Here is a 13,018-nt window from a genome sequence, read left to right on the forward strand (position 1 = left end):
GTCTACGATCAGTGATGCAGCGCGCTGTCTTCGGTCGGCGCCACAGCAGTAGACGGACGAAGGTCCAGTGCCGACGACCGGGAGACCGACGCGACGGTGCTCACGAGGAGGATTCAGTGACCGCGGTAGATCAGCCGACGACCCGGGTGGAGGCCGAGCGCCCCTATCCGGAGCGTTACCAGCCCAAGGGCTCTTTCTTCTACAAACTCATCACGACTACCGATCACAAGCTGATCGGACAGATGTATATCGTCACCTGTTTCGCCTTCTTCCTCGTCGGCGGTCTGATGGCGCTTCTGATGCGTGGCGAGCTCGCCCATCCGGGACTTCAGTTCCTGTCGAATGAGCAGTTCAACCAGCTGTTCACGATGCACGGCACCGTGATGCTGCTGATGTACGCGACGCCGATCGTCATCGGCTTCGCCAACTTCGTTCTCCCGCTTCAGATCGGTTCCCCCGACGTCGCGTTCCCGCGCCTGAACTCGCTCGGCTACTGGCTGTTCCTGTTCGGCAACCTGACTGCGCTCGGCGGGTTCCTCACCCCGGGTGGTGCGGCCGACTTCGGTTGGACGGCGTACACGCCGCTCACCGACATGGTGCACTCGCCGGGTCTCGGCGCCGACCTGTGGATCATGGGTCTGGGTGTGGCCGGTCTGGGCACCATCCTGGGCGCGGTCAACATGATCACCACCGTCGTGTGCTTGCGTGCACCGGGCATGACCATGTTCCGCATGCCGATCTTCACCTGGAACATCCTCGTCACGAGTGTCCTGATCCTGCTGATCTTCCCGCTGCTGACCGCCGCCCTGATGGGCCTGGAAGTGGATCGCCAGTTCGGCGCTCACCTGTACGACCCCGCCAACGGCGGCGTCATCCTGTGGCAGCACCTGTTCTGGTTCTTCGGTCACCCCGAGGTCTACGTGATCGCGCTCCCGTTCTTCGGCATCGTGTCCGAGGTGTTCCCGGTCTTCGCGCGTAAGCCGCTCTTCGGCTATTCGGGTCTGGTGTACGCGACCCTCGCGATCGCCGCGCTGTCGGTGGCCGTCTGGGCGCACCACATGTACGTGACCGGCTCGGTTCTGCTCCCGTTCTTCTCGTTCATGACGTTCCTCATCGCGATCCCGACCGGTGTGAAGTTCTTCAACTGGATCGGCACGATGTGGAAGGGTCGAATAACGTTCGAGACCCCGATGCTGTTCTCGATCGGCTTCATCGTCACGTTCCTCTTCGGTGGCCTGACGGGCGTTCTGCTCGCCGCCCCGCCGATCGACTTCCACGTCTCGGACACGTACTTCGTCGTCGCGCACTTCCACTACGTGCTGTTCGGCACCATCGTGTTCGCCACCTATGCGGGCATCTACTTCTGGTTCCCGAAGATGACCGGGCGCCTGCTCGACGAGACGCTCGGCAAGTGGCACTTCTGGCTGACGTTCATCGGCTTCCACCTCACCTTCCTGGTGCAGCACTGGCTGGGCAACGAGGGTATGCCGCGTCGTTACGCCGACTATCTGCCGTCGGACGGTTTCACCACGCTGAACCTGGTGTCGACGATCGGCGCCCTGGTCCTGGGCATCTCGACGCTGCCGTTCCTGTGGAACGTCTTCAAGAGTTACCGCTACGGCGAGGTCGTCACGGTCGACGATCCGTGGGGCTTCGGCAACTCGCTCGAGTGGGCCACCAGCTGCCCGCCGCCGCGCCACAACTTCACCGAGCTGCCGCGGATCCGTTCCGAGCGCCCCGCGTTCGAGCTGCACTACCCGCACATGGTGGAGCGCATGCGCGACGAGGCCCATGTCGGCTGGGGCAGCGAGAAGCACCAGACGCACTGACCGGCTAGAACCCGGGCACGACTGCGTAGACGACGAGACCCGTCCGAGTTCACTCGGGCGGGTCTCGTCGTATGTCTGCGGCCCGGTTCGCTCCGACCGCGGTACAGGCCCCATAATTCAAGGGTGGAAAATGTGGACTCCAAGCGCACCATTCTCATCACCGTCAGCGGCCCGGACAAGTCGGGTGTGACCTCGTCGTTGATGGGGGCGCTCGCCGGCGTCGGAGTCGACCTCCTCGACGTGGAACAGGTGGTGATTCACAACCATCTGACACTCGGTGTCCTCGTGACGACGACCGGGTCGGCGGCAGCGGTCCTCGACGCCGTCGACCTGCCGATGCATTCACGCGGCATGTCGGTGGAACTGGCGGTGGACGCGACGAGCCACGGGCACCGCCCGTCGTCGCACGCGATCGTCATCCTGGGACAGCCGGTGTCGGCCGAGTCGTTTCAGGCGGTGGCCGCCGAGGTCGCGGGGTGCGGCGGGAACATCGATTCGATCCGCGGCGTCGCCGACTATCCGCTGACGGGGCTGGAACTGCTGGTGACCGTCGGTGACGACGAGTCGACGGACACGGCCCTCCGCGCGGGGCTGGTGACAGTGGCATCGAGATTCCCGATCGACATCGCCGTCGACCGTGGCGGACTGGCCCGGCGCGCGAAACGAGTCATCGTGTTCGACGTCGACTCGACACTCATCCAGGGCGAGGTCATCGAGATGCTGGCCGCTTCGGCAGGTCGGGAGGCGGAGGTCGCTGCGGTGACCGAGGCGGCGATGCGGGGCGAACTCGACTTCGCCGAATCCCTGCACGAACGCGTCAAGGCGTTGGAGGGGCTCGACGCGTCGGTGATCGACGAGGTCGCGTCGGAGCTGCAGTTGACGCCGGGCGCCCGCACCACGATCCGCACGCTCCACCGGCTCGGCTATCACTGCGGTGTGGTGTCGGGCGGATTCCGTCAGGTGATCGACCCGCTCGCCCGGGAACTCGAACTCGACTTCGTCCGTGCGAACACGCTCGAAGTAGTCGACGGCACGCTCACCGGCCGGGTGATCGGCGAGATCGTCGACCGACCGGGTAAGGCGCGGGCGCTGCGCGCCTTCGCCGACCAGGTCGGTGTGCCGATGGGTCAGACGATCGCGGTGGGCGACGGCGCCAACGACATCGACATGTTGGCGGCGGCAGGCCTGGGTATCGCATTCAACGCGAAGCCCGCGCTCCGCGAGGTCGCCGACACCACTCTCGACCATCCGTTCCTGGACGCTGTGCTGTTCATGCTCGGTGTGACCCGCGACGAGATCGAAGCCGCCGACATCGAGGACGGCACTCTCCGTCGCGTGCCGCTGGAGTCGTAGGACGGTGTTCTCCGACTCGTACACGCGACTCGTCGGATATGTCGGCGGCGGCGAGGATCCCGCCGACCCGGCGGACGTCCTCGCGATGCAGATGGTGCTGCAGATCGAGAAGGCGGACCCGCCGAACAAGCACGGACTGCTGGTCGCGGCCGCCCGCGCCGCGGTGCTCGTGTGTCTGGATGAGCGCGGCGAGCACGGCGGGCCGTGGGCTGCGGGACTCGACGCGTGGTGCGATGCGCGGATCCGCAAGATCGCGCGACGGGCGCGCGGAAAGCAGTGGCGCGACGTGCAGAACCTGTGGGGCGTGACGGCCGAGCACGACGGCTGCCGTGCCCGCGCGTTCGTGCCGGGACGGGTCGGCGACGTCGACCAGCGGATCCGGAAGCTTCAGATCGGCGGCACCGACGTCGACGGTGCGCTGCCCGGTGGCGAGGAGCAGGCCGGTGACGTGGACGGTCTGTGTCTGTGGCTCAACCCCGGACTGGAGATGTCCGTCGGCAAGTCGGCCGCTCAGGTCGGGCACGCATCCATGCTCGGCGTCGAACTGTTCACTCTCGGTCAGGCGCAGGTCTGGTACGGCGCGGGATGCCCGCTGGACGTTCGACAGGCCGACGCCGCGCGCTGGGCGACGTTGCGCGACGCCGTGGCCGCCGGCACCGCGTCCGCCGTACGTGACGCCGGTTTCACCGAGGTCGCTCCCGGTTCGATGACGGTGATCGCCGAGCGCGCGTCTACGGCGTCGGTGCGAGGTGTTTGACGGTGCCGAGCGAGACGTCGCGGTCGCCCGCGAGCGGGGCGAGGATCAGTTCGTCGGCGCGGGCGTGGCGCGCGAACGACGCTAACTGGTCGCGGACCTGCGCGGGTGTGCCGACAGCGGCGTAGCGCAGCATCTCGTTGACGTGCCCGCCCTGCGGGCTGTCGAGCAGCATCTCGGCTTCGGCGTCCGTCAGATTCCGGCCCCGGTTGAACAGATGCTTGATCCGGCCCACCTTGGCTTTGTGGAACTCGTCGGCGGCGCGACCGGCGTCGTCGTCGGCGATCACTGCGGCGGCGGCCATCACATATGGCTCGGTCTCGCCTCCGTCGGGCAGCGCGGCCGGCCGGAAGTCGCGCAGGTAGGTGTCGACGGCCTGTTCCAGAGCCTGCGGTGCGAAGTGGGACGCGAACGCGTACGGGAGCCCGACGGCGGCCGCCAACTGGGCGCCGAACAGCGACGAGCCGAGGATGTACAGCGGGACGTCGGTGCCGCGTCCGGGGACCGCCTGGACTCCGTCGACGCCGACACCCGAGAAGTAGCGGAGCAGTTCGACGACGTCGCGGGGGAACTGCTCGGACGCGGCGTGCGTGCGGCGCAACGCGTGAAGCACGGCCTGATCGCCGCCGGGGGCGCGGCCGAGGCCGAGGTCGATGCGGCCGGGGTGCAGTTCGGCGAGGGTTCCGTACTGTTCGGCGATCGCGAGTGGGGAGTGGTTGGGCAGCATGACGCCGCCTGCGCCGAGGCGGATGCGAGAGGTGTGCGCGGCGATGTGCGCGATCAACACGGCGGGAGCCGACGACGCGATGGTCGCCATGTTGTGGTGTTCGGCGTACCAGATGCGCTCGTATCCGTGGCTGTCGGCGTACGTCGCGAGCTCGGTCGAGTGTCGCAGCGCGTGCGCCACCGGCTCGCCGGGCTCGACCTGGGCTAGGTCGAGGAGCGAGAGGGGGATGGCTGCCAGAGCGGACGCGGAGAGAGGGGACGCGGAGAGAGGGGAGGAAGAGTCGGTCACGTCTTCGTGCAGCGACGTATCTCGTCCGTTTATTCCCCGATCGGCTATCTCCGTCACGGGTGCGGCGGTCCATCCGGCACCATGGAGGGCGTGACCGAACGCATCGCTGATCCTGATCTCCTCATCGAATTCCACGACGTCTCGCTGGTGCGTGGCGGCACGACGCTGGTCGGCCCCGTGGACTGGCGGGTGGAACTCGATGAGCGGTGGGTGATCATCGGGCCGAACGGCGCGGGGAAGACGTCGCTCCTGCGAATGGCTGCGGCGCTCGACCACCCGACGCGCGGTGAGGCGTTCGTGGTCGGTGAACGACTCGGGCGCACCGACGTCCGCGAACTGTCGACCCGCATCGGGCTGGTCAGTTCGGCGTTGGCAGGGCGTGTCCCCGCCGACGAGAAGGTCGCCGACCTCGTGATCTCGGCGGGCTACGCGGTCCTCGGCCGGTGGCGCGAGGAGTACGACCCGTCCGATCGCGCGCAGGCGACGAACACTCTCGAGTCGATGGGCGCCGAACACCTCGCCGACCGCACGTTCGGCACGCTCAGCGAGGGGGAGCGCAAGCGGGTGTTGATCGCTCGCGGTCTGATGACCGATCCGGAGCTGCTGCTGCTCGACGAGCCGGCAGCGGGACTCGACCTCGGCGGCCGCGAAGAGCTCGTCGATCGGCTTGGTGCGCTCGCCGCCGACCCGGATTCGCCCGCGATGGTGTTGATCACCCACCACGTCGAAGAGATTCCGCCCGGCTTCACCAACGTGCTCATGCTGTCCGAGGGCGGCGTCGTCGCGCAGGGCGCGATCGACGACACGTTGACTGCCGAGAACCTGTCCGAGACGTTCCGGCAGAACATCGTTCTCAGTTACGACGATGGGCGCTACTTCGCGCGCCGTGCTCGGCGGGCCGGAGGGCACCGGCGCGCCTGACCTCACGCGTCGGTTAGTGTCGATTAACTTCCGGTGGCGAGTTGAGGAGAGTCACGTGTCTGAATCCGGCGAGGTCCCTGTGCGGGACGCGTCCACTGTCGTCCTCGTCCGTGACGGGCAGGACGGCATCGAGGTCTTCCTACAGCGCCGGGTCAAGCAGATGGCGTTCGCCGGCGGCATGACGGTCTTCCCCGGCGGCGGGGTGGACTCCAGGGACTGCGACGCCGTGGTCCAGTGGGCTGGTCCGGACGTCGCGTTCTGGGCTGACGTGTTCTCGACCGACGAATCCTCAGCGCGCGCCCTCGTGTGCGCTGCGGTCCGTGAGACGTTCGAGGAGTGCGGCGTGCTGTTGGCCGGCACCGCGGATGCGGTGCACGACGATCCGGCGTCGTTGTTCGGCGAACGAGCGCGGCTGGAGGCCAAGGAGATCTCGCTCAGCGAGTTCCTCGACGCGCAGGGCCTCGTCCTGCGCGCCGACCTGCTGCGACCGCTGGCGCACTGGATCACCCCCAAGAACGAGACCCGTCGCTACGACACCCGCTTCTTCCTCGCTGCGATGCCCGACGCGCAGGAGGCCGACGGCGAGACCAGCGAGGCCGCTGAGACGAAGTGGATGACCGCGGCCGCGGCCATCGCCGACTGGGACGCGGGCACGCACTTCCTGCTGCCGCCCACCTGGACGCAGCTGCGGTCGATCGCCGCATTCGACACCGTCGACGATCTGCTCGTCGCCCCGCGCGACATCGCGCCGATCGAACCGAAGATCAGCGACGGTTCGGGCGTCGCGGGCCTGCGGTTCGCCGACTCGGACAGTTACCTCGCCGCACTCGCCGATGGACGGGTGGAGAAGAACTTCTCGAACTAGGCGTCCCGAATGCTGCCAACCGCCCTGGACATACCGTCTAGTGGTCTGCGGTGTCCCGGTCGTCCCACTCGAGGAGCGTGTCGAGGCGGTAGGCGACGTCGTCGATCGGTTCGTGTAGATCGCCGAGGCGGCCGAGTCGTTCGGGGACGGTGGCGACGGTGAAGTCGTCCGGTTCGACGTCGTCGATCTCGTCCCAGGTGATCGGGGTCGACACGGTCGCGCGAGGTGTGGCGCGCACCGAGTAGGCGGCGGCCATCGTGTGATCGCGGGCGTTCTGGTTGAAGTCGACGAACACCGACGACGGGTCGCGGTCCTTGCGCCACCAGGTGACGGTGGCCTCGCCTGCGGATCGTCGCGCCACTTCGGCGCCGAACGCGTGGGCGGCGCGACGGACGTCGGTGAACTCGTAGTCCGGTTCGATGCGGACGTAGACGTGCAGACCGTGCCCGCCGGAGGTCTTCGGGTATCCGGTGATGCCGAGTTCGTCGAGGACCTCGTGGACGAGATGAGCCACGCGGCGCACGCGCGCGAAGTCGCAGTCGGGCATGGGGTCGAGGTCGATGCGCCATTCGTCAGGTCGTTCGATGCCGGGCGAGCGGAGCGAGGGGGGTTGTGCGGGCGAGCGGAGCGAGGGGGGTTGTGCGGGCGAGCGGAGCGAGGGGGGTTGTGCGGGCTCTGCGCGTCGTGAGTTCCAGGGGTGGAACTCGACGGTCGCCATCTGGACGGCCCACAGGACGGCGGCTGGCTCGGTGACGCAGAGCTCTTGCACGATCCGCGAGTAGCGGGGGAAGTACACGTCGACGGTCTCGACCCAGTCGGGGGCGCCCGCGGGCAGCTTCTTCTGGTGCACCTTCTTCCCCGTCGTGCCCTTCGGGAACCGATGCAGCATGCAGGGTCGGGCACGCAACGCGCGGGTGATCGGCTCGCCCACCGACTGGTAGTAGCGGGCCAGGTCGAGTTTGGTGAGTCCGATGTCGGGGAAGTAGATCCGGTCCGGGCTGCTGACCCGGACCGTTCTGGTCTGCCCGCCCGGCGCGGGGACGGAGAGCTCGACGGCATCTGCACCCATGAGGTAACAGTAGTGCGCTCGAGTCCCGCTCACGAGGACTGATTGCGGCCCGCAGCTTACTAACCGGTAGCCTGCGTGCATGGCTGAGTTCGTGACTCTGGAGACATCGCCGGATCATCCCGGCGTCGGGACGATCCGTTTGAACCGTCCGCCGATGAATGCGTTGAACCGTCAGGTTCAGACCGAATTGTCGGCGGCCGCCGACGAGGCGTCGACGCGTGACGACATCAAGGCGGTCGTCGTCTACGGCGGACCGAAGGTGCTCGCCGCGGGCGCCGACATCAAGGAGATGAACGAGATGTCGTTCGCCGACATGTCGAAGGTCGCAGGCAAGCTGCAGGACGGGATCGGCGCCATCGCGACCATCCCGAAGCCGACGGTCGCGGCGATCACCGGCTTCGCGCTCGGCGGCGGACTCGAACTCGCGCTCGGCGCGGACCGTCGGATCGCGGGCGACAACGCGAAGCTCGGCGTCCCCGAGGTGCTGCTCGGTGTGATTCCGGGCGGCGGTGGGACACAGCGCCTCGCTCGTCTGATCGGTCCGTCGCGCGCCAAGGACATGATTTTCACCGGACGTTTCGTCGGGGCGGACGAGGCGTTGCAGATCGGCCTCGTCGACCAGGTCGTGGCCCCCGACGACGTCTACGACGCGGCGCTCGCGTGGGCCGACCAGTTCGCGAATGCGGCGTCGGCTGCGCTCGCCGCAGGCAAGGCCGCCGTCGACGCGGGGTTGGACACCGACCTGGCGACCGGCCTCAAGATCGAAGCTCAGCTCTTCTCGTCGTTGTTCGCGACCGACGATCGCACGATCGGCATGGAGTCGTTCGTGGCGAACGGTCCCGGCAAGGCGAAGTTCACCGGAAAGTAGGACGACGATGACCACGATCGACAACAACGACCCGGCGCCGAACCCGCACGCGACCGCCGAACAGGTGCAGGCCGCGCTCACGGACACCAAACTCGCCCAAGTCCTCTACCACGACTGGGAGGCCGAGACCTACGACGAAAAGTGGTCGATCTCGTTCGACGAGCGCTGCATCGACTATGCGCGCGGTCGCCTCGACTTGATTCTGCCCGACGCTGAGCTGCCGTACGGGCGCGCGATGGAGCTGGGTTGCGGCACCGGGTTCTTTCTGCTGAATCTCATGCAGTCGGGAGTCGCGGAGAAGGGGTCGGTCACCGACCTGTCGCCGGGCATGGTGAAGGTCGCGCTCCGCAACGCCGAGAACCTCGGTCTCGACGTCGATGGCCGCGTCGCCGATGCCGAGAGCATTCCGTACGAGGACGACACATTCGACCTCGTCGTGGGACACGCTGTGCTGCACCACATCCCGGACGTCGAGAAGTCGCTGCGCGAGGTGCTGCGCGTGCTCAAGCCGGGCGGTCGCTTCGTGTTCGCGGGTGAGCCGTCGACGTACGGCGACTTCTATGCGCGCTGGATGAGCAGGGCCACGTGGTGGGCGACCACGAACATCACCAAGTTCGGTCCGCTCAAGGCGTGGCGTCGTCCGCAGGAGGAGCTCGACGAGAGCTCGCGGGCGGCCGCCCTCGAAGCGGTCGTCGACATCCACACGTTCTCGCCCGAGGACCTGGAACGGCTCGCGACGAGCGCGGGCGCGGTCGAGGTCCGTTCGGCGAGCGAAGAGCTGGCGGCCGCGATGCTCGGCTGGCCGGTCCGTACCTTCGAAGCCGCGGTGCCGCCCGAGAAGCTCGGCTGGGGTTGGGCACGGTTCGCGTTCGGCGGCTGGCGTCGCATGACGTGGCTCGATGACAACGTCCTACGCAAGGTCGTGCCCCCGGAGTTCTTCTACAACGTGCTGATCACCGGAACCAAGCCGGAGAAATAGCCGCAGGACGGCGCGCCGTATGCTCGAATGACTTGTATGAGCCGGATTGTTCGCGGCGGCGCGTTCGCCGTTCTGAGCGCAGCAACGATCGTCGCCCTGGCCGCGTGCGGATCTGACGGCGAACCGACGACGGCGTCGCGCGACTCGTCGTCATCATCGACGGAGGGGTCGTCGACGGAGGGGACGTCGACGGAGGGGACGTCGACGGAGGGGGCCGACGACGCGGCATGTGAGCAGAAGCCTCGGACGGGCCCCGTCGCGCTCCCGACCGCCGACGCGGACCTGGACGCGGGAAGTGCAGCGTTCCGGGTGACACTCGACGACGGGACCGCGAAGTGCGTCTCGGTGGTCGGTGCGCCCGATGATGACGCAGGGGAGTGGGACAAAGAGGCCGACAAGATCGAGTTCGAGTTCCGTGCGGGCGATTCGTCGGCCGGTCTCGTGGTGACGTTGACCGATCGGGCGAGCGGTGCGAGCGACGATCTGCCGACCACGGTTCCGGGTCCCTACTCCGACGGGTTCATCGGCTTGCAGGTGGACGGCGGGTATTTCCCGGACGGCTGGCACGACAAGTGCAAGCTGACGGTGACGGCGCTCAGTGCCGACCTCGTGTCGGGCGAGTTCACGTGTGCGAACATCGACGCGATGGACGGCGGCCCGTTCACCGACGACGATGACGATGACGGCACCTCCGGGGCACCGTCGAACGCGAAGAAGCTGGTGTCCGCCGACGGCTGGTTCGTCGCGTCCCGGAACTGACCGTGATCGGCCCCGAACGCTCGAACCGACTGGGTCGATCTAGTGCCGAACTCCCGGCTCGCACACGAATGCGACCCCGTTGCGGCCGATCCGCGTCAGGACGAGCGCCAGCGGTGCCGACCCTTTCAGCTTCAGCTTGCGGCGCAACCGGTCTGGATCGATGTCGAGGCCGCGGACCAGGATCTCTAGACTGCCGCAGTCGTGGGCGGCGAGCACCGAGCGGAGGGCACGCTCGGTGACGCCGAGCTGGTCGACGATCCGGAAGCCGCGCGCCCCTGCAGGCACCGTGTCTCCGGTCAGATAGGCGATCTGCGGGTCGAGCTGTCGCAAACGGTGCCGGTGCGCGTAGTGGCGGACGAGTCCGGCCCGCACCACCGCGCCGTCCGGGTCGACGATCCAGTCGTCGACGCCGGGGTCGTCGACCTCGTCGGAATCGTCGGAGGTCAACTCGTCGACGTGCACTGCACCGTCGCCGACGGTCCGCAGGACGGTGGCGCGGCGCTCCGGTAGATCGTCGGCCTCGGTCCACAGGCACGCCTCACGGACGCCGCCGTCCAGCGACGTCACCTGAATCGCCGCGTCGACACCGAATCGGTCGCGCAGCATCCGGTAGTCGAGGCCGGGGGAGCATTTGACGACGAGGGGTCGCCCCGCGTAGACCGACAGCAGTTCTAGGAGCGGCGGATCGAGTTCGTCGAGGCGAAACGTCCGACCGCGCGCAGTGCGCCGTGCGGGATCGGCGATGACGACGTCGGCCTGTGAGCAGGGGGCGAGGGCGTCCGCGCGGACCAGTTGCACCCCGGACCGTCCACGCAGATTGTGGGCCGCCATCGCGAGGCGGACCGGGTCGAGGTCGCTGCCGACCACGCCGCCGAGACCGTCCGCCGCGGACAGCGCCAACATCTCCGCACCGATCGAGCACGTCACGTCGTGGACGACGGCGCCGGGGTGTCGTCCCGCTATGTCGGCGGCGCGGTGCGCGGCGACGGCCGACGGTGTGGACTGCTGCAGCGAGGTGTCGCTCAGCAGCAGTTCGTCGGCGTCGTCGAGTTTTCCGACGGCGCGACGTCGCGCCCGCACGGTCTCGACGAGCGCCGCCTCGTGGGGTGCGTACCGACCGCGCAGGGTCGGCACGTCCTTCAGCAGAGACGCATCGGTGAGCGGAAGTCTTGCAGCGTCGGCGAGGGCGTCGGCACCCCGCTGCGAGGTGAGGAACGCGACATCGTCGACGTCGAACTCGTACGCCATGACGTCAGGAACGTCGGTCGAAGAAGTACACGGTCCCGCCCGTGACGGAGACAGCGAGCTGTCCGGTCGCCGACACGGCGACCCCGGTGGAGAATCCGGACGCGTCCGGCAGCGGCAGCGACCTCTTGGTCTTGCCGGTCTTCGTGTCGAACTCGGTGAGCACCAGTTGTTGGTCGGCGCCTTCACGGACGACCGCCCAGACGGCTCCCGTCGTCGTCTGGGTACCGACGCCCGCCGACGCGACGTCGTCACGGCGAGCGACCTCGGTGACGTGGTCGCCGTCGTCGTGCAGGATCGTCAACGGCGACCCGAGACCGCCCGCGGGGACGATCGTGCCGTCTGGCGCCACCGACAAGGTCGAGAAGCCCGCATCATCGAGTCGGTGCGACCAGCGGACGCGACCGTTCGAGGCGTCGACCGCGTACAGCTTGCCGTCGCGCCCGAACGCATAGACGGTCGTGCCGTCGGCCGACAGGCTCGCCGGCCCGGCCATTCCGCCGCCGAGGTCTGCGGTCCACAGGGTGTCGATCTTCTCCTCGCCTGCAGCGTCGACGTAGGTCAGCGCGGTGAGCTGGGAGTTCTTGGCGCCCTGCGGGAAGACGTTGAGGAACACGCGATTGGTCGTCGCGTCGACGGCGGGCGGTGCGGCGATCGCGCACTCCGGTCCGCCGTCGGCGCACTGGTCGGCGCCTGCTGTCGGGTCGGTTCCTGCCGACGTCGGCCGGAATCGCTTCTGCGGTGCTGTGAGCTTGCCCGTCTGTGCGTTCACGAGCATGACCTGACCTCCGGTCGTGGCGACGAGCACCCGCCCCGGACCGGCCGATTTCGCCGACAGGCCCAACCCTTGTGTGCGTAGTCGCCACCGGATCGCTCCGCCGCTGCTGTAGGCGATGAACAGGCCGGCCTTACCGATGTACGGCTGGCCGAGCTGGTCGTAGAAGGCCGTGTTGATGGCCGCCTCGGGCCCGAGGCGTTTGCAGAAGTTCTTCCGCCCCGAGCGCTGGTCGAGTACCTGGAAGTCGCATCCGGCGGGCGCCTGCGATGTGCTGGCGACGTTGCCTCCGCCGTCGATCGCCACCTGTGCCAGCATGCGTCCACCCGCAGGCCGCGTCCACGACAGCTGCAGATCCTCGGGGATCGACGAGTAGGTGAAGTTCGCATTTGCCCCGTTGCCGCCGTACGACGACCAGCCGGCCGCCGGTTGCGCCCGGAGATCGCGGTGACCGTCCGAGCATGCGGTCGCGACCAGCGCCAGCACGGCCGCCAATACCGCGAACACCAGGCGTGAACTGCGTCGTCGGCGGACTGCCTGGGTCATCGTGCTCCTGATGTCGGTGGACGGGGTTCGCGGACGACTC

Annotated in this window: 12 protein-coding genes; 8 read left to right on the forward strand and 4 right to left on the reverse strand. The window is 68.0% G+C overall.

Features of this window, described 5'->3' with window-relative positions; genetic code table 11:
* Positions 1 to 116: 116 nt before the first annotated feature.
* The 3 genes from ctaD (at position 117) to L5G28_RS19085 (ending at position 3,939) form a co-directional block, all read left to right on the forward strand.
* The gene (gene ctaD, locus L5G28_RS19075) at positions 117 to 1,829 is read left to right on the forward strand and encodes an aa3-type cytochrome oxidase subunit I (RefSeq protein WP_237002904.1); all 1,713 of its coding nucleotides are present in this window, start codon (positions 117 to 119) and stop codon (positions 1,827 to 1,829) included.
* Between the two features lie 132 nt (positions 1,830 to 1,961).
* A complete protein-coding gene (gene serB / locus L5G28_RS19080; RefSeq protein ID WP_372477260.1) occupies positions 1,962 to 3,182 on the forward strand; it encodes a phosphoserine phosphatase SerB in 1,221 nt (406 codons plus the stop codon).
* Positions 3,183 to 3,186: 4 nt separating this feature from the next.
* Positions 3,187 to 3,939 (forward strand): peptidyl-tRNA hydrolase, encoded by a 753-nt coding sequence (locus tag L5G28_RS19085; protein WP_237002906.1) that lies wholly within the window; start codon positions 3,187 to 3,189, stop codon positions 3,937 to 3,939.
* Here the strand turns inward: L5G28_RS19085 and L5G28_RS19090 are convergent.
* Complete coding sequence (locus L5G28_RS19090) at positions 3,914 to 4,951, reverse strand: LLM class flavin-dependent oxidoreductase (RefSeq protein WP_237002907.1); 1,038 nt, start codon at positions 4,949 to 4,951, stop codon at positions 3,914 to 3,916. The two genes, L5G28_RS19085 and L5G28_RS19090, sit on opposite strands and share 26 nt — an antisense overlap.
* Before the next feature lie 90 nt (positions 4,952 to 5,041).
* On the opposite strand from L5G28_RS19090, the gene L5G28_RS19095 reads away from it, so the two are divergent.
* Positions 5,042 to 5,872 (forward strand): ABC transporter ATP-binding protein, encoded by an 831-nt coding sequence (locus L5G28_RS19095; RefSeq protein WP_236999188.1) that lies wholly within the window; start codon positions 5,042 to 5,044, stop codon positions 5,870 to 5,872.
* A 55-nt stretch (positions 5,873 to 5,927) separates the two neighbouring features.
* Complete coding sequence (locus L5G28_RS19100) at positions 5,928 to 6,737, forward strand: NUDIX hydrolase (protein ID WP_237002908.1); 810 nt, start codon at positions 5,928 to 5,930, stop codon at positions 6,735 to 6,737.
* 37 nt (positions 6,738 to 6,774) lie between these two features.
* On the opposite strand, the gene L5G28_RS19105 is transcribed toward L5G28_RS19100, so the two are convergent.
* Positions 6,775 to 7,806 (reverse strand): DNA polymerase domain-containing protein, encoded by a 1,032-nt coding sequence (locus L5G28_RS19105; protein ID WP_237002909.1) that lies wholly within the window; start codon positions 7,804 to 7,806, stop codon positions 6,775 to 6,777.
* 79 nt (positions 7,807 to 7,885) lie between these two features.
* Between L5G28_RS19105 and L5G28_RS19110 the strand changes: the two genes are divergently transcribed.
* Genes L5G28_RS19110 through L5G28_RS19120 form a run of 3 tightly spaced genes read left to right on the forward strand, consistent with a single transcriptional unit; the run spans position 7,886 to position 10,412 of the window.
* A complete protein-coding gene (locus L5G28_RS19110) occupies positions 7,886 to 8,674 on the forward strand; it encodes an enoyl-CoA hydratase/isomerase family protein (RefSeq protein WP_237002910.1) in 789 nt (262 codons plus the stop codon).
* A 7-nt stretch (positions 8,675 to 8,681) separates the two neighbouring features.
* Positions 8,682 to 9,653 carry a class I SAM-dependent methyltransferase gene (locus L5G28_RS19115; RefSeq protein ID WP_236999184.1) on the forward strand — a complete coding sequence of 324 codons (972 nt, stop codon included), beginning with the start codon at positions 8,682 to 8,684 and terminating at the stop codon, positions 9,651 to 9,653.
* A 36-nt stretch (positions 9,654 to 9,689) separates the two neighbouring features.
* Complete coding sequence (locus tag L5G28_RS19120; RefSeq protein ID WP_237002911.1) at positions 9,690 to 10,412, forward strand: hypothetical protein; 723 nt, start codon at positions 9,690 to 9,692, stop codon at positions 10,410 to 10,412.
* A gap of 39 nt (positions 10,413 to 10,451) precedes the next feature.
* Here the strand turns inward: L5G28_RS19120 and L5G28_RS19125 are convergent, their stop codons facing one another.
* Positions 10,452 to 11,660 (reverse strand): THUMP-like domain-containing protein, encoded by a 1,209-nt coding sequence (locus L5G28_RS19125; RefSeq protein ID WP_237002912.1) that lies wholly within the window; start codon positions 11,658 to 11,660, stop codon positions 10,452 to 10,454.
* Positions 11,661 to 11,664: 4 nt separating this feature from the next.
* Positions 11,665 to 12,978, reverse strand: coding sequence for an outer membrane protein assembly factor BamB family protein (locus L5G28_RS19130; RefSeq protein WP_237002913.1), 1,314 nt, complete (start codon positions 12,976 to 12,978; stop codon positions 11,665 to 11,667).
* Between the last annotated feature and the right edge of the window lie 40 nt (positions 12,979 to 13,018).

The organism is Gordonia liuliyuniae (assembly GCF_021739025.1).
GTDB lineage: Bacteria > Actinomycetota > Actinomycetes > Mycobacteriales > Mycobacteriaceae > Gordonia > Gordonia liuliyuniae.

Excerpts from the sequence above, each read along its gene's own strand:
- L5G28_RS19120 (WP_237002911.1), top strand. The coding sequence starts at position 9,690 with ATGAGCCGGATTGTTCGCGGCGGCGCGTTCGCCGTTCTGAGCGCAGCA.
- L5G28_RS19110 (WP_237002910.1), top strand. The coding sequence starts at position 7,886 with ATGGCTGAGTTCGTGACTCTGGAGACATCGCCGGATCATCCCGGCGTC.
- L5G28_RS19115 (WP_236999184.1), top strand. The coding sequence starts at position 8,682 with ATGACCACGATCGACAACAACGACCCGGCGCCGAACCCGCACGCGACC.
- L5G28_RS19130 (WP_237002913.1), bottom strand. The coding sequence starts at position 12,978 with ATGACCCAGGCAGTCCGCCGACGACGCAGTTCACGCCTGGTGTTCGCG.
- L5G28_RS19125 (WP_237002912.1), bottom strand. The coding sequence starts at position 11,660 with ATGGCGTACGAGTTCGACGTCGACGATGTCGCGTTCCTCACCTCGCAG.
- L5G28_RS19105 (WP_237002909.1), bottom strand. The coding sequence starts at position 7,806 with ATGGGTGCAGATGCCGTCGAGCTCTCCGTCCCCGCGCCGGGCGGGCAG.